The following is a 16255-nucleotide window of genomic DNA, read 5'->3' on the forward strand; positions in this document are numbered from 1 at the left end:
CACTGCTCAGATCAAGAACATGCTGATCAACGCCAAGCGCTCCGGGCCCATCAAGGGCGGCGGACGGCTATCGAGCCAGCGCAACGTGCGGCGCTCCAAGGCAATCGCATCCCAAGTTGGCGCAGCAACGGTCACCGGCAGGGCGACCAGGTCGAAGGTGGCCGATGGAAGAAGCTCCACGCGATCGGCGCTGGCTTGCACGAGTTCACAGCAGGTGGCTCCGATCACGGATCCACCGCCGTGCTCCTCTTCGGGGCAGCAATCATCGGCAAGGCCCAAGCTGAGCACGCTGTGCCCGCTGATGAGGCAGCTCATGCGCGACACCGTAAGCCCGCTGGTGGCCAGCAGCAGCAGCATGGCCAATGAGGCCAGCACCCAACGGCTCTTCTTCAGCTTGCGCATCGCGCTGCGAAAGTAGGGCAGTATCCGAAGCGTTATCGCCAACAATCCTTACAGCGCCTTGGGAGGCACCGGCCTACTTTCGCGCTCGCTATGGAAGCCACAGAGCCAATGATCACCGGCAAGCGCCTGCCGGTTACCGTGTATGCGGAGTCCACGCCGAACCCCGCCACCATGCGCTTCGTGAGCAGCCGCTTGCTGGTGCCCGATGGGCGCATCCTCGAGTTCCGGCATCACGATGAACCGAAGGGCGTATCGCCGCTCGCAGAGAAGGTCTTCAACCTGCCCTTCGTGACCGGTGTGCTGCTCAGCAGCAACTTCATCAGCGTCTCCAAGAACAACTCCGTCGATTGGGACCTGGTGCAGCTGGAATTGCGCGAGTACATCCAGGACTACCTCAATACCGATGGTCGCGTGGTATACGAGGATGCCCCTGCGCAAGCGCTCGCTGACGCCAACGAGCGCGCCAGTTCACATGCCGAGGCTACAGGACCCGATGATGAGAAGATCATCCGCGTGCTGGAGGAGTACATCCGACCGGCTGTGGAGGGCGACGGCGGGCACATCGCCTTCCGGTCATTCGTTGATGGATTGGTGACGGTCTCGCTGCGCGGATCGTGCAGCGGATGCCCGAGCAGCATGGTCACCTTGAAGCAAGGCATCGAGAACCTGTTGAAGCACGAGGTGCCGGGTGTGCGCGAGGTGGTGGCGGAAGAGCTTTGAGGCGGGCTTTCTAGGCGGGCGCCTACCTTCGATTGCCAAGCGTCACGCTTCCATGAGGATTAAGCTACTGCTCTGTTTGTTGCCGCTGGTGCTCGATGCCGCCGCACAGGGCACCACCACTTCTGTCCAGGATGGCGACTGGAGCGACCCCGCCACCTGGGATTGCAACTGCATACCCGAGGTGCACAACGCGGAGGTGCTGCACCAGGTGCGCATCGCTGGCAACACCTTCCTCATGCAGCGCGTGCACGTGACCCCGGTGGGAAGCCTGGTGATGGATGAGTACTTCTCCGTGGTGATCATGGATACGGTGATCAACGATGGCCTCATGGACCTGGTCGGTGACATTGACGTGGATTGGGCCATGATCAACAACAGCACCGTTCACATCGATGGCGTCATGCACATCGACGGCGTGCTCACCATGGGCGGGCCCGATGCGCTGCTCACGCTCGATGATATCGGCAACTACGATACGATCGAGGGCGAGGGCCGCATCTGCGTCTCGGGCCTCTCAGAAAACACCGGCACCATCCAAGGTGAGATCGATTTCTGCGACCTGACGCCGACGGTCACCTCGCCGCCCTTCATCGATGTGAATTCCGGGACGGTGGCGGGCTCGGTCTCGTTCTGCGCCGCGGAGCCGTGTGGGCCGCAATCAATGGTGACGAATGCACCAGCCGATTCACGCATCGGTCCCAACCCGGCGAATGACCTTGTGCGCATCGATCTGTCTTCGTGCGCCATAGTCACCCTGCGAGACCCGACCGGCCGCGCGGTGATATCACATGCCGCGACACAAACGGTCACACTCGATGTCTCGATGCTGCCACCGGGTATCTACTCCGTCTCGATTGAAAGGGGGACGAGTGAGGTGATGCACCACCTGGTAATCGCCCGCTGAGCGAGAGGGGCAATTGGTGGTCTTCGTCACCCCAGGAACGGATACCGATGGTCCGTTGGCGGCACGAAGGTCTCCTTGATGGTGCGTGGGCTCACCCAGCGGATGAGGTTGAGGTAGGAGCCCGCTTTGTCGTTGGTGCCGCTGCCGCGCGCACCGCCGAAGGGCTGCTGGCCCACCACGGCGCCTGTGGGTTTGTCGTTGATGTAGAAGTTGCCCGCCGCGTGGCGCAGCACCTCTTGGGCTTCGATGATGCTCTTGCGGTCGTTGCTGATCACGGCGCCGGTGAGCGCATACTCGCTGGTTGAATCCACCAGCTTGAGCGTCTCGCTCCACTTGCCTTCGGGATACACGTAAACGGTGAGCACCGGTCCGAAGATCTCTTCGCACATGGTCTTGCTCTTCGGGTCCTTGGTCTCGGCCACGGTGGGCTGTATGAAGTAGCCGTCCTTCTTGTCGCACTTGCCGCCCGCGATGATCTTGATGGTCTTCTTGTCCTGCTTGAGGCCATCGATGTAGCCGCTGATCTTGTCGAAGGCGCGCTCATCGATCACCGCACCGATGAAGTTCGAGAAATCGCGCGGGTCGCCCATCTTCATGTCGGCGAGGTCGGCGAGCAATTCCTTCTTCACATCGGGCCACAGATTGGCCGGGATGTAAGCGCGGCTGGCGGCGCTGCACTTCTGCCCTTGGAACTCGAAGGCGCCGCGGGAGAGCGCGGTGGCCACCACCTTGGGGTCGGCGCTGGGGTGCGCGATCACGAAGTCCTTGCCGCCGGTCTCGCCCACGATGCGCGGGTAGCTGCGGTACTTGGGCAGGTTGCTGCCGATGGTCTGCCAGATGTGGCGGAACACGCCGGTGCTCCCGGTGAAGTGGATGCCCGCGAAGTCCTTATGCGCGAAGATCTGCTCGCCCGCCACGGGGCCGTTGACATGCACCAGGTTGATCACGCCGGGAGGAAGGCCGGCAGCCATGAAGACCTCCATGAGCACTTGCGCGCTGTAAGCCTGGGTGTCCGCGCATTTCCACACCACGGTGTTGCCCATGAGGGCGCAGCTGCTGGGCAGGTTGCCGGCGATCGCCGTGAAGTTGAAGGGGGTGAGGGCGAACACGAAGCCCTCGAGCGCGCGGTACTCCAAGCGGTTCCACACGCCGGGTGAGGAGACCGGCTGATCGCGGTGGATCTGCTCGGCATACGCCACATTGAATCGCAGGAAGTCGATGAGCTCGCAAGCGGCATCGATCTCGGCCTGGAACGCGTTCTTGCCCTGACCGAGCATGGTGGCTGCATTGATGCTCGCCCGGTACGGTCCCGCGATGAGGTCGGCGGCCTTGAGCATGATGGCCGCGCGCTCCGCGAAGGGCATGTTCTCCCAATCGCGCTTGGCTTTCAGGGCTGCATCGATCGCGGCGCGCACATGCTTCGCCTCCCCGAAATGCGCGTTGCCCAAGTGGTGCGCATGCTTGTGCGGCGGGCTCATCTTCCGCAGGTCCTTGGTCTCGATGGCATGGCCCATGATCCACATGGGCGCATCGATGCGGGCGCGCAGGCGGCGGTCCATTTCCGCTTGCAATGCGGCGCGCTCCGGGGTGTTGGGCGCGTAGGAGAGGACGGGCTCGTTCTTCGGCAGGGGGACGTTGTATTGGCTCATCGGATCGTGAGGTGGATCGCGGCGAAGATACCCGACGCACCTGCCCGGGACAGGTGCGCGAAGTCACGCGGATTCCACGATGGCCATGTACAACGGCATGCCCACGGTGATGTTGAATGGGAAGGTGACACCCAGGGCCATGGGGATATAGAGCCCGGGATCGGCCTTCGGCGCTGCCAGGCGCATGGCTGCTGGCACCGCGATGTAGCTCGCGCTGGCCGCCAGCGTGGCGAACATGAAGCGGTCGCCTGCGCCGGGGGTGATGAAGCCGCTGATCCAGGCCACCGCGCACCCATTCACAAGCGGGAGCAGCAGGGCTACCGAGCTGGCGAACGACCCATAATCCCTGAAGGCCTTGAAGCGCGCGGCCGTCACCATGCCCATCTCCAGCAGGAATACGGCGAGGAATCCCTTGAAGATGTCCGTGGTGAAGGGCTTGATGCCCTCGGCCTGCTTGGTATCGGCCACCAGGCCGATGATGAGGCTCCCGATGAGCATGAGCACGCTACCGTTGGTGAAGGAGTGCTTGAGCATGTGGCCGAGCGTTGGCCGTTCGGTGCTCTCCTTATCGAAGCGCATCAGCAGCACCATGCCCACGATGATGGCCGGGCTCTCCATGAGCGCCATGATCGCCACCATGTGGCCGCTGAAAGGGAGGTCCTTCGTTTCCAGGAAACCGCTGGCGGCCACGAAGGTCACCGCGCTCACCGATCCATAGGCCGCTGCGATGGCCCCCGCGTTCTGCACGCCCAGCTTGCGCTTCAGCAGGAAGAAGGCATAGAATGGGATCGCGCTCGCGATGGCCATGCCGAATACCAGCTCACTGATGAATTGCGCATTCAGGTGCTCGTGCGCCAATTCCTGCCCGCCCTTGAAGCCGATGGCGAAGAGCAGGTACAGGGAGATGAACTTGATGGTGGTGGGCGGGATCTCCAGGTCGCTCTTCACCAGGTGCGCCACGATGCCCAGCACGAAGAAGAGCAGGGTGGGGTTGGTGAGGTTCGAGAGCAGGAGGGAGAGGTCCATGTGTTCGGGCTAGTGGGCTTTCGATGTTAGGATGGAGAAGGAATTCTTGAGCATCGCCGAGTTCGGCACCGTGGTGATTTCGCCGTTATCGTGCCGGATGAAGGTGAAGAAATAGGTGATGTCCACGAGCTCGCCTTCCACCTCCTGATCACCGTCCTTCAGCCGGATGCGGTCGCCGGTCTTCACCGGATGCTGGAAGAAAAGGACAAGGAAGGCGGTGATGTTCGAAAGGATCGACATCTCGGCGAAGAGGGCCACGCCGAGGACCGTGATCGCGGAAGCAGCGAAAAGGAGGATCTCATTCTGCTTCACCCCCCAGATGGCGGTGAGCACGATGGCGATCAGCACCAGGAGCAGGAGGCGGATGAGGCGCATCACCTCACGCTCCTCCTTGGCCTTGTATGCCAGCTTCGTCACAGCGCCGCGCACGAGCCAGCGGGATGCGGCCATGACGACGAAGAAGGCCGCCAGAGCCACTGCTGATTCAATGATCTGGGTGAGGTGATCGATGATGAAATCGTCCATCCTGGGCGTTGAGGGCGCTAAGTAAGTGAAACTATCTGGAATGTTAAGTAATACTATATTCGCCCCCAGAATGAGCAACCTTCATCTTCACCTGCGGCCCGACCCGGCCCTTTCCCTGAAGGACCCCGAAGCCACGGAGCTGGGCCGATCCATGCTCAACGGCGGCTTGGAGCTCATGAACGAGCTGGGCCTGGAGGCCTTCACCTTCAAGAAGCTCGCGGACCATATCGGATGCACGGAGGTGAGCCTCTACAAGTACTTCCCCAACAAGCATCGGCTCCTGCAGTACTACTTCCAGCTCTATTGGCTCTGGCTCCGGCAGCTCTGCGGGCGTCATGCTGAGCAGGCGAAGGATCCGCGCGCGGGGCTGGAGCGCGTGGTGGAATCCATATGCGGCGTTTGGCCCAAGGGGCTCCCGCACGTGCAGCTCGAGCCGCGTGCCCTGCGCAAGCTGGTGATCGAAGAGGGCATGAAGAGCTACCTGCATAAGAATGTGGACGACGACAATGCGCGCCGCCTCTTCCTGCCTTACAAGGAGCTCAGCGCTTTCGTGGCAGAGCGCATCACCGATTGCCGCGCCGATGTGCCTTGGCCGCGATCCTTCGCCACCACGGTGATCGAGATGGCGCATTCGCTGCCCTTCGCCATGGAGCACCTGCCCTCGCTCACCGAGCTCAGCAGCCGCAAGGACCTGAAGCTGCTGGCCCAGCACCTGCTGCATCGCACCCTCACGTACATCGATCACGCACAACCCCAGAAGAAAAAATGAACCGCACCATCACGGTAGCAAAAGGCGACGGCATCGGACCCGAGATCACCGACGCCGTGCTCAGGATCCTCGATGCCGCGGATTGCGGGCTCACCTACGAGCACATCGAGGTGGGCGAGAAGGTTTATCTGAGCGGCAACAGCAGCGGCATACCCGCCGAAGCTTGGGCCACGCTGCGCAGGAACCCCGTGTTCCTGAAGGGACCCATCACCACGCCGCAGGGATCGGGGTACAAGAGCCTGAACGTCACCATCCGCAAGACGCTCGGCCTTTATGCCAACGTTCGGCCGTGCCGCAGCTTCCATCCCTTCGTGCGCACGCAGCATCCGAACATGGACGTGGTGGTGGTGCGAGAGAATGAGGAGGACCTCTACGCGGGCATCGAGCACCGGCAGACGGTTGACGTGTTCCAGTGCCTCAAGGTGCTCAGCCTCCCCGGTACCGAGAAGATCATCCGCTACGCCTTCGAGCACGCGCGCAGCAACGGAAGGAAGAAGGTGACCTGTCTGGTGAAGGATAACATCATGAAGCTCACGGATGGGATGTTCGCCGATATGTTCCGTCGCGTGGGCAAGGAGTACCCCGGCCTGCAGCAGGAGGTCCAGATCATCGATATCGGCACCGCGCGCGTGGCCACAAGGCCTGATCGCTACGATGTGATCGTGACGCTCAACCTGTACGGCGACATCATCAGCGACGTGACCGCTGAGCTCACCGGCAGCGTGGGCATGGCGGGCAGCGCCAACATCGGCGACCGCATCAGCATGTTCGAGGCCATCCACGGCAGCGCGCCCGACATCGCAGGGCAGGGCATCGCCAATCCCAGCGCCATGCTCAATGCCGCGTGCATGATGCTCGTGCACTTGGGCCTATCGGATAAGGCCGAGGCCGTGCAGAACGCATGGCTCTGCGCGCTGGAGGACGGCCTGCATCCGGGCGACGTGTTCCAGGATGGGGTGTCGAAGAAGCGCGTGGGCACCAGCGAATTCGCCGATGCGGTGATCGCGCGGCTCGGCAAGAAGCCGCAGGAGCTCAAGAGCGTGGAGATGAAGGGCGGCGCTGGACCCGCCTACAGCTACGAGCGCCCGCAGGTGAAACGCGAGCTCTGCGGCGTGGATGTGTTCGTTTGCGACTCCACCAGCACGCCGATCGAGCTGGCGGATAAGCTGCTCAAGGCATCGCGCGGCATGCTGAAGCTGAAGCTCATCACGAATCGCGGCGTGAAGGTGTGGCCAGAGGGATTCCCGGAGACTTTCTGCACTGACCACTGGCGCTGCCGTTTCGTGGGGCCCGATGTTGTGATCGACAATGACAAAGCAACCTACTTGCCCATCGGGCACAGGCAGATCAACCAATTGCTGCACCTGCTCGCTGATGCGCACATCGATGCCGTGAAGACAGAGAACCTCTATCTGTTCGATGGTGTGAGGGGCTTCTCGCTTGGACAAGGCGAATGAACCATGGCGAAGAGTGCCTCTGCGATCAGCCTGGAGCGCTTCGCCGACCGGACCCTTGGCGTGGCCACGCAGCACGGCAAGGAGCGCGTGATCGCCCCAGCGCTCATGAACGCCATGCCCTTGGCCGGGGTCCAGGCCATACCAGGCGTTGACACCGACCGTTTCGGTGCGTTCAGCGGGGAGGTGGAACGTGCGCTCGATCCCTTGGAGACCTGCATCGCCAAGGCGAAGCACGGCGCGGAAGTGAGCGGCATGGACCTCGTGATCGCGAGTGAGGGCTCTTTCGGCCCCTACCCGCCGGCGCCCTTCATATCCTGCGATGAGGAATTGCTGGTGCTCTACGATGCGCGTGACGACAAGGTCTTCTTCCAGAGGCATGTCTCGCTGGAAACGGTCTTCGGCGGTGAGGCATGCACCACTTGGCCGCAGGTGAGCGCCTTCGCGGAGCGCATGAGATTCCCCGGGCATGGCCTGGTGGTCCGCGCCAGGGAGAAGTGGTCGGCCGGCGATGCGATGCGGAAGGGCATCGTGGACCGCGATTCCCTCCAAAGCGCGGCGGAGCGCCTTTTCGCCAACCACGGTTCATGCTGGGTGGAAACGGATATGCGGGCCATGATGAACCCCACGCGGATGAAAGCGATCGGTGAAACGGCCGATCGACTCGCCGCGGAGCTGGGCGAGCCATGCCCTGTCTGCGGCGCTTGCTGGTTCCGCATCACCGGGACCCGCACGGGCCTGCCATGCGCCTTATGCGGCTGGCCCACCGAGAGCGTGCGCAGCATGGAGCGCGGCTGCTGGCATTGCGGCCATGTCCGATACGCTCCGCGCCCGGATGGGAAGCAGGCGGAGGACCCGCAGCATTGCGGCAACTGCAATCCGTGAGCTCCCTCAGTCCAGGTTGTCGAAGCGGTAGATGTCATCCACCGGCGACCCGGCCGGCACGTCGCAGATGGGCTTCACGATGCCGTCGTGCAGGCTGTACACCCAGCCGTGCAGGTGCGGGCCCCCGCGGTCCCGCCATGATTTCTGGATGATGCTGGTCTTCACAAGGTCGAGGACCTGTTCCTGCACGTTCAGTTCCACCATGCGGTCCAAGCGGTCCTGTTCCGTTGGCTGGGCGTCAATCTCGGCCTTATGCAAGCGGTAAACGTCCTTGATGTTGCGGAGCCACTTGTTGATGAGCCCGAGCGAATTATGCGTCATGGCCGCCTGCACGCCACCGCATCCGTAGTGGCCGCACACGATCACGTGCTTCACTTTCAAGTACTCCACGGCGTACTGCAGCACGCTCAGGAGGTTGAGGTCGGTGTGCACCACCATGTTGGCGATGTTGCGGTGAACGAAGATCTCCCCGGGATTGGTCCCTGTGATCTCGTTGGCCGGCACACGGCTGTCGCTGCAACCGATCCACAGGAATTCGGGGCGCTGGATCTTCTCAAGGCGCTGGAAGAATTCCGGGTCCCGCGATACGGTGTTCTCCGCCCAGGCCTTGTTGTTCAGAAGGAGCTTATGGTAACTGTCCATGAGGTGCGTGGTTTCAGGGTTTCTTATCGGCAAGCATGGTCCGTGGCGCTGCGGGCGCCTCGCCGTGCCTTGGTGGCATGTTGAGCAATTGCAAGCGCAGGTTGCGAGCTTCCGCGGTTCCTTGGAAATCGTCGATGATCTCGCGGACATCAGGGTCGAGGTCGTAAGATCGGCCACCGTCGATCACCACGCGCGCGCCGTCGGGGATCTCGCTCAGCGTGCGCTTGATGCCCGCCTTGTTCAGGAAGGTGACATCCTCGCTGAGCTCGATGTAGATGGGCATGCCGGGCTTGTATCGATGCGGATCGTAATGGAAGGGCACCTTGAAGTTCTTCCACAGGATATGGATGAAGGCCAAGGACAGGCCAAGGGCCACGCCGCGCAGGAGGTCGTTCGTGAGGGCCATGAAGCCCACCGTGACGATGAACGGGATGAACTGCGGGAGCCCGTTGCGCCACATGGCTTTGAAAAGCGAAGGCTTCGCGAGCTTATAGCCCACCAGGAGCAGGATGGCCGCGAGGCTCGCGAGCGGCACCATGCGCAGCAGCCCGGCGATGGCGAACACGGACACCAAGAGCCATGCGCCGTGCAGGACCGCGCTGAGCTTGGTCTGACCGCCGCTCTGGATATTGGCTGAGCTGCGCACGATCACCTGCGTAAGGGGCAGGCCGCCGAGCAGGCCGCTGATGATGTTGCCGGCGCCTTGCGCATACAGCTCGCGGTTGGCTGGCGTAATGCGCTTCTGCGGGTCCATCTTGTCGGTGGCCTCTACGCATAGAAGGGTCTCGATGCTTGCCACGACCGCAAGGGTGAAGGCCACGCGCCAGAAAGCGCCCTGCCCGATGGCATCGAAGGAGGGCAGCGCATAACTCGACGTGCTCAGGAGATCGGGCAGCTGCACATAATGCCCGGCGCCGATGGCGAGCACCGGGTGCCCATCGAATCCGATGGCCATCACGATCCCGAGCGCTACCGCCAGCAATGGCCCGGGCACATAGCGCAGCCAATTGTTCCTCTGGATGAACGGCCGCTCCCAGGCCAGCATGAGCAGCAGGCAGGCCACGGTGATCACGAACGCCCCCCAATTGGGCGTCTCCATGGCCACCATGATCTCCTGGAAGGTGTTGAGCTTGTCCGGCTGGTCGAAGCTCTCATCGCCCATGGGGTCCTTATCGTCGCCGAACGCGTGCGGGATCTGCTTCAGGATGATGATGAGCCCGATGCCCGCGAGCATGCCCTTGATCACCGCGCTCGGGAAGTAGTAGGCGATGATGCCCGCGCGGACGATTCCCAAGATGACCTGGATCACGCCGGCGACCACGACCGCTGCCAGGAGCGCCTCGAATGAGCCGAGGTCGGCAATGCCCATGGCCACGATCGCCGTGAGGCCGGCGGCAGGCCCGCTCACGCCAAGCGGCGAACCACTGAGCGCGCCTACGAGTATGCCGCCGATCACGCCGGCGATCAGGCCCGATACAGGCGGGGCGCCCGATGCCACGGCGATGCCCAGGCACAAGGGCAAGGCCACAAGGAAAACGACGATTGATGCAGGCAGGTCCTGCTTGATCCTGGAGAACATGGATGAGGTTTGGGAACGTGATTGACGCAGCGGCTGGCCTGCAATGCAGGCGTGGAGGTCAACACGTTTTCGGAGGCGGCACGCTCACCTTGGCAAGCGGCCCGGCCATGACCTCTTCGTCCATCGGGAACGGGAGGCGCACGAACAAGGCGCTTCCGAAGCCCTCGAGCGCAAGCCCGTGATCGAAGAGCGACTCACTGTGCTTCACCACCTCTTCCTCCAATAGCGGCGGAGCTTTGAAGCCGAGCTCCACCCAGGATGTGCTGCATAGCCATCCCATCGTTTGCGGGGTGAACACCAAGGCCGAGCACAACAGCACGCAAACGCCAGCGAGGCGCAGGGTCATGCGCGATGCGTGAAGCGGGCGGGCGGTTTTCATGCAGGAGGCGAATCTATCAACCGATGGGATGACCAGAAGGCGCTATGGAACAGTTAGCACCGAATAGGCTCAATTCGTTGCCAACGCACTCGAGAGCTGGATCGCGGGGATCTCCACCCGGAATTCGCTGCCATCGGCCGTGCGCCGCATCAGATAAGTGCCATCCATGCGGCCGAAAGCGCCTCGAAGGTCGCAGGCGCTGCTGTACGTGAACTCCTCACCGGGAGCCAGGACCGGCGTTTCGCCTACCACGCCGGGCCCTTCCACTTCACGCGGCCCGGCCAGGCTGTCACGGATGATCCAATGCCTGCGCATCAATTGAACCGTCTCGTTCCCTCGGTTGCTGATCGTGATGCGGTAGCTGAAGATGTGCCGCGCCATCTTCGGGTCGCTGTGCGCCGGCTCGAAGCGCGCGCGCGCCGAGACCCGGATGCCATGCGTGACCGCGGTGCCCATGCCGCATAGTTAACGCTTGGTGCAACCGGATCGTGCTCGGCAAGGCGCTGGTTGCCGCTTCCGCCTCATCGCCGATGCTTCCCTGCACATCCCGCCTGTTCACAAGTTGGTCGGATCCGGCTGGAGCCGCTCGCCGCATTGCCATAGCATCGCGTGCCGAAGATGGACCCATGCGCCTGACCACGCTCTTTCTCCTGCTCGCCTCCGCCAATTCAATGGCCCAGTACAGCGGCCCGGAAAGCGTGGAATTCGATGCTGCCGGCGACCGATATTTCGTGAGCAACACCAGCGGCGGGGTGATCAAGGTGCGCACGCAGGCCGGCGCAGTGAGCGATTTCGTGACCGTGAGCCCCGCACCTTATGGATTGGAATTGCTGGGCAGCGTGCTGTGGGCCTGTTCCGGCGGCACCTTGAAGGCTTATGAGACCAGCATCGCCGCTCTGATCACCACCATCCCGGTCGGGGGCACCTTCCTCAACGGGCTCACAACGGACGGCACGCACCTCTATGCAACCGACTTCACGGCCAAGCGGATCTTCAAGGTCACACCGCCTTCCACCGTGACCACCTTGGTGAGCAATACCGTGTTCACGCCCAACGGCATCGTGTACGATCCGGTCCAGGACCGCTTGGTGGTGGTGGCTTGGGGAAGCAATGCAGCGATCACGGCCGTGGACAAGGTGACCGGCGCCATGTCCACGCTCACTACCACCACGCTCACCAACATCGACGGCATCGCGATCGACTGCCTTGGCAATTTCGTGGTGGCTTCTTGGAGCCCTGACCGCATCACGCGCTACGAACCCACTTTCACGCAGCCGGGAGTCGATCTGGGCGTGACCGGGCTGAACAACCCCGCTGACATCGACTTCGACCTCGTGAACAACCGCATTTGCATCCCCAACAGCGGCAATAACACGGTCACGCTCTTCGATGTTGATTGCAGCAGCACGGTGCCGGAGACGATCAAGGGGCCAGCCTTGCGCGCCGTGCCCAACCCAACATCGGGACTCATGCGCATCGAGCCGCCGCTCTCTCGCGATGAGCCTTACCTGCTGCTTGATGCGCGCGGCCTGCTGGTAGGAGGCGGCACGCTCAAGCACGGCGCGCTGCTCGACATCAGTTCGCTCGCCAAGGGCATTTACACCATCGACCTCACGCGCATGGGCCAGCGCCTGCGCGTGGTGCGCGAGTAGGGGCCTCCTGGCCTTTCTTGAACGATCAGTGGAGCACCACGGCACGCTGAGTGCCGATCACCGCGCCGGTCGAATCAAGCAAGCGCACGGCGTAGGTCCCCGCTGCGACCCCTTCAAGCCCGATGCGCGCTTGTCCGGCTTGCACCGGAACCTCGAGCACGCGCGTGCCGCGGGCGTCGATCAGATGCGCGATGCCTGTGCGATCGGTGGAGTGGATCCTCAGTTCGAGCGCATCACTTGCGGGATTGGGCCAAAGGCTGAACCCGGCGCTGGATCCCTGTTCGGCGATCGAACTATTGATCTGCGTGCCGATAACGCGGACGTCATCTAGCCAGAAGCCATCGTGCTCGCGCGCCGAGTTGCTGCTGAACGACCAGCGGAGCCAGAGCGGACCACCGCAGAATGCGCCGAGGTCGATCTCATCCAGTGCCCAGCGCGGCATCTGACCATCGATCACCGGTTCGCCCGAGCCCTGGTCCGGGTAACCGGGGTGAGCGAAACGACCGCACAATGGCGTCCAAGCGGAGCCATCATCGCTTGCGAAGACCTGCACGCCATCGAACTGGCCCTCGATGTCCCATTTGGCCATGAAGGTGAGCTGCGCCGCCACCGAGTAGCCGAGGTCGATCGGGCTGGCCAGCTCGAGGGTGTTCCCTGTTTGCGGCTCATAGAACATGAAGGGCGAATCCGTGATGCAGGCCCCGCCATTCAGCCCAGATGCCGGCTCGATGCCCCAGGAGTCGGAGTTCCAATTCGCCATGCTGCTGCAATCGTCGCTGAAGAGCGTCACCTCTTCACCGAACGGCTTGCGCACGTGCTCGGTAACGGACAGCCCGCCATTGCTGATCACCAGATCGTACTCGACCCAATCGCCCGGTTGCACGTTGGCGGCGATCGATACCGCGATGGAATCCAGGCGCTCCTCCGGAAGGCCAAGGTCGGTGAAGGTGATCGATGCACCCGCGCTGGTCACGTTCGCCACCGGCACCACGCTTACGGTGACCGGTCCCTGCTCCATGCCGATTCGCCGGATCGCGAAGCGGGCATGGGAGTTCGCCGATGATAGGAAGGCAGCGCCGCGATCCTCAACGGTCGCGAGCACCCCGCATAGCTCTGCTGCGCGCAGGTTGTGCCGCACGTTCTCGCGGCAGATCTCCTCGATGCGCCACACCGGCGGCCAGAACCAGTCGGGCGGACCGCCGCATTCGGGCGTGCAGCTCATGATCTTCGGCTTGGTCTGCTGCTCGCCGTACATCCAATCGTCGCTGCCGCCATTCACCGCATAGTACACCGTCTGGTTGGCAGTGCCGAATCGGTAGCGGTTGTCATGCGTGAGATGCAGGCCGGCCTCTACGAAGTGCGAACTGTCGGGCGTGTACAGGTCGAAGCCATAGCTCCACGGGTAGATGAACAAGTTGCCATGAGCGTGATAATTGAGGGCCACGCTGAACTCATGCGCATTGCAGAGGTCGCGGATGGCCTGCGTCTCCGGTTCGGAGAAGGCTGATGGCCCCCGGTACACATCGCTGCTGCTGTTTCCCGAGGATCCTTGATCGTCGATGCCCCAGCCCTGCGCGTAATTGCGGTTGAGGTCCACGCCGAAGCTGCCGTTGCCATTATCACGTCGGTTCTTGCGCCACATGCCGCCGCCATCGGGATCGGTGGTCGTATTGTACACGTAACCATCCGGATTGATGCACGGCACGAAGCAGAGCTCGAAGTGGTCGAGCACGTATGTGGCTTCCTCATCGGTGCCGTAATTCTCGAGCAGGTGCCACATGAAGAAGATGAGCTGAGAAAGGCTCACCGGCTCGCGCGCATGGTGCAGCGCGGTGTAGAGCAGCTCGGGCTTGTCCTGGTCCGTATCGGCGTTGTTGCTCATGCGCACCAGGTGGATCGGCCTTCCCTCGTGCGTGGTGCCGATGCTGTCCTTCTCCGTGATCAACTGAGGATACGCCGCGCGCATGGCATCGAGCTGGCCCTGCATCTCCTCCCACGTGAAGTAGCCGCCCATGCTTCCGAGCGAGAAGTTCTGCGGCGTTGGGTAGTAGGGCACGGCGTTGCACGATTGCCCCCCTCTTGGCGCGATCAAGGGCTCTTCGCGAGCGCGTTCCAGGTAGAAGCTCCGCACGTCAGTGATCAGCTCCTCTATCGGAAAGTTGTGCGCCCGCGCGATGGCCAGCTCCTGTTCGCTCAGTTCAGCAGTGATCGCGATGCCCGGCTCAACCACCGCGTGATCGATGGCCAGTCCCAGTGCCGCCAGTTGCTCGATGCCGCCTGCAGGCGAATCGAGCGCGATGCGCGCGCGGGCATAGCGCGGCTGCTGCGCCAGGAGCGAGAGCTGGGCCATCAAGCCGAACAGGAGCATGGCTGTTCTCATGGTCTTCTGTTTGCCGTGCAAGGTAGCCCGGCTCGTGCGCGGCATCCTTCCATTCTCACGCGCGTCTTGGAGCCGAACCGGACCAGATGGCGCCCTCAGCACCTCGGATCAATGGCATGCGCTTCTCCTGCCCGCAACGCTGGGAGGCCATGCGCTCCCTCCCCGATGGCAACCGCTTCTGCGAATCGTGCGCGAAGCCGGTGATCGACTTCACTGCTTGGAAGGATGCCGACATGCACGCCTGGTTCGCGGTGCATCCGGACACCTGCGGCCACTTCCGCTTGGAGCAGGTGCAGCCCGACATGATCGAGTTCACCCTGCCCGCCATGCCGCGGGACCTGATGCGCGGAGCATTCGCGGCCCTGGCGGCCTTGAGCCTGAGCACGGCCGTGGCCCAGCACGCGCCGAATGAGCCCGCACCAACGGAACAGGTCCCGGTCACGGATCCGGATGCGCGCTTCGGGCCGGGCTATCACGAGGCGGTGGACGAAGAGCGGTGCTGGATGGAGAAGGATCCCGCACCGGTGGCAGAGCCCATCAAGCGCAGGACCAGGTTGTACCTGTCCAGGCGCTTCCCCTTCGTGCACAAGGCGCAGATGCGGCGGGGGCGGATCCGGATCACAGGCTACTTCTAAGGGCTCATGGCAAATGGTCAAGTACGCAAGCAGGCGTCTTCTTCTCGGAGACCGGTCCGCTATTTTCACCTATTGATGGCATGAGCGATTCCGATTGCACGGATTTCAAGGGCATGCGCTTCTCCTGCCCGAAGCGGTTGGAGGAAATGCGCTCCCTGCCCGATGGCAACCGCTTTTGCGAATCGTGCGCGAAGCCGGTGATCGACTTCACTGCGTGGAAGGATGCCGACCTGCGCGCGTGGTTCGCGGAGCATCCTGACACCTGCGGCCACTTCCGCTTGGAGCAGGTGCAGCCCGACATGATCGAGGTCACCCTGCCCGCCATGCCGCGGGACCTGATGCGCGGAGCATTCGCAGCCCTGGCGGCCTTGAGCCTGAGCACGGTTTCCGCCCAGCGCGCGCCGACCGATGTGGTTCCCACCGAACAGGTGTCCTTGCAGCGCGGTCAATCACCAGTGAGTTTTCCGGAGGAGAAAGTGGAGGATGGTGAGCGGTGCTGGGCGGAGAAGGAATCAATCGCCCCCCCTGCAGCTGAGGTAAGGCGTAAGCGCTACTACCTCTCGAAGCGCTTCCCTTTCGTGTTCCGGGCGCGCTACCGCGTAATCGGCTGCCCGAGTTTCTGAGCGGGCGACGCCCGGCCGGCGAACGGGCAAG

17 protein-coding genes are annotated in these 16255 nt (G+C 62.9%); 8 read left to right on the plus strand and 9 right to left on the minus strand.

The genetic code is table 11. The annotated features are described in order from the left end of the window. Positions 1–6 precede the first annotated feature (6 nt). On the minus strand, positions 7–402 hold the full coding sequence (locus IPK70_16670; GenBank protein ID MBK8228797.1) for a hypothetical protein: 396 nt from the start codon (positions 400–402) through the stop codon (positions 7–9). 90 nt (positions 403–492) lie between these two features. Between IPK70_16670 and IPK70_16675 the strand changes: the two genes are divergently transcribed. Both IPK70_16675 and IPK70_16680 read left to right on the plus strand, forming a co-directional pair. Next, a complete protein-coding gene (locus IPK70_16675; protein ID MBK8228798.1) occupies positions 493–1122 on the plus strand; it encodes a NifU family protein in 630 nt (209 codons plus the stop codon). A 52-nt stretch (positions 1123–1174) separates the two neighbouring features. Next, complete coding sequence (locus tag IPK70_16680) at positions 1175–2026, plus strand: T9SS type A sorting domain-containing protein (GenBank protein ID MBK8228799.1); 852 nt, start codon at positions 1175–1177, stop codon at positions 2024–2026. Positions 2027–2052: 26 nt separating this feature from the next. Here IPK70_16680 and pruA read toward each other — a convergent pair whose 3' ends face one another. The 3 genes from pruA to IPK70_16695 all read right to left on the minus strand — a co-directional run bounded on the left by pruA (position 2053) and on the right by IPK70_16695 (position 5226). Then, a complete protein-coding gene (gene pruA / locus IPK70_16685; GenBank protein MBK8228800.1) occupies positions 2053–3675 on the minus strand; it encodes an L-glutamate gamma-semialdehyde dehydrogenase in 1623 nt (540 codons plus the stop codon). Positions 3676–3738: 63 nt separating this feature from the next. Further along, positions 3739–4701, minus strand: coding sequence for a sodium-dependent bicarbonate transport family permease (locus tag IPK70_16690; GenBank protein MBK8228801.1), 963 nt, complete (start codon positions 4699–4701; stop codon positions 3739–3741). Between the two features lie 9 nt (positions 4702–4710). Then, positions 4711–5226, minus strand: a complete 516-nt coding sequence (locus tag IPK70_16695; GenBank protein MBK8228802.1) for a mechanosensitive ion channel — start codon at positions 5224–5226, stop codon at positions 4711–4713. A gap of 70 nt (positions 5227–5296) precedes the next feature. Here IPK70_16695 and IPK70_16700 point away from each other — a divergent pair, with 70 nt between their 5' ends. The 3 genes from IPK70_16700 to IPK70_16710 are packed head-to-tail and all read left to right on the plus strand — an operon-like array spanning position 5297 to position 8334. Then, positions 5297–5995 carry a TetR/AcrR family transcriptional regulator gene (locus tag IPK70_16700; GenBank protein MBK8228803.1) on the plus strand — a complete coding sequence of 233 codons (699 nt, stop codon included), beginning with the start codon at positions 5297–5299 and terminating at the stop codon, positions 5993–5995. Continuing rightward, on the plus strand, positions 5992–7452 hold the full coding sequence (locus IPK70_16705; protein MBK8228804.1) for an NADP-dependent isocitrate dehydrogenase: 1461 nt from the start codon (positions 5992–5994) through the stop codon (positions 7450–7452). Before IPK70_16700 ends, IPK70_16705 begins: the two co-directional genes overlap by 4 nt. A gap of 3 nt (positions 7453–7455) precedes the next feature. Continuing rightward, the gene (locus IPK70_16710) at positions 7456–8334 is read left to right on the plus strand and encodes a hypothetical protein (GenBank protein ID MBK8228805.1); all 879 of its coding nucleotides are present in this window, start codon (positions 7456–7458) and stop codon (positions 8332–8334) included. Positions 8335–8340: 6 nt separating this feature from the next. Here IPK70_16710 and can read toward each other — a convergent pair whose 3' ends face one another. The 4 genes from can to apaG all read right to left on the minus strand — a co-directional run bounded on the left by can (position 8341) and on the right by apaG (position 11390). Beyond that, the gene (gene can, locus IPK70_16715; GenBank protein MBK8228806.1) at positions 8341–8976 is read right to left on the minus strand and encodes a carbonate dehydratase; all 636 of its coding nucleotides are present in this window, start codon (positions 8974–8976) and stop codon (positions 8341–8343) included. A 13-nt stretch (positions 8977–8989) separates the two neighbouring features. Next, positions 8990–10555 (minus strand): SulP family inorganic anion transporter, encoded by a 1566-nt coding sequence (locus tag IPK70_16720; protein MBK8228807.1) that lies wholly within the window; start codon positions 10553–10555, stop codon positions 8990–8992. 58 nt (positions 10556–10613) lie between these two features. Then, a complete protein-coding gene (locus tag IPK70_16725; protein MBK8228808.1) occupies positions 10614–10934 on the minus strand; it encodes a hypothetical protein in 321 nt (106 codons plus the stop codon). 69 nt (positions 10935–11003) lie between these two features. Then, positions 11004–11390, minus strand: coding sequence for a Co2+/Mg2+ efflux protein ApaG (gene apaG / locus IPK70_16730; GenBank protein ID MBK8228809.1), 387 nt, complete (start codon positions 11388–11390; stop codon positions 11004–11006). 170 nt (positions 11391–11560) lie between these two features. Between apaG and IPK70_16735 the strand changes: the two genes are divergently transcribed. Continuing rightward, the gene (locus tag IPK70_16735; protein ID MBK8228810.1) at positions 11561–12586 is read left to right on the plus strand and encodes a hypothetical protein; all 1026 of its coding nucleotides are present in this window, start codon (positions 11561–11563) and stop codon (positions 12584–12586) included. A 25-nt stretch (positions 12587–12611) separates the two neighbouring features. Here the strand turns inward: IPK70_16735 and IPK70_16740 are convergent, their stop codons facing one another. Continuing rightward, entirely contained in the window at positions 12612–14966 is a 2355-nt protein-coding gene (locus IPK70_16740; protein MBK8228811.1) for an immune inhibitor A, read from the minus strand. A 116-nt stretch (positions 14967–15082) separates the two neighbouring features. Here IPK70_16740 and IPK70_16745 point away from each other — a divergent pair, with 116 nt between their 5' ends. Together IPK70_16745 and IPK70_16750 are read left to right on the plus strand one after the other, a co-directional pair. After that, positions 15083–15601, plus strand: coding sequence for a hypothetical protein (locus IPK70_16745; protein MBK8228812.1), 519 nt, complete (start codon positions 15083–15085; stop codon positions 15599–15601). Positions 15602–15681: 80 nt separating this feature from the next. Further along, positions 15682–16224 carry a hypothetical protein gene (locus IPK70_16750; GenBank protein MBK8228813.1) on the plus strand — a complete coding sequence of 181 codons (543 nt, stop codon included), beginning with the start codon at positions 15682–15684 and terminating at the stop codon, positions 16222–16224. Positions 16225–16255 lie beyond the last annotated feature (31 nt).

Source organism: Flavobacteriales bacterium (assembly GCA_016712535.1).
Taxonomy (GTDB): domain Bacteria; phylum Bacteroidota; class Bacteroidia; order Flavobacteriales_F; family PHOS-HE28; genus PHOS-HE28.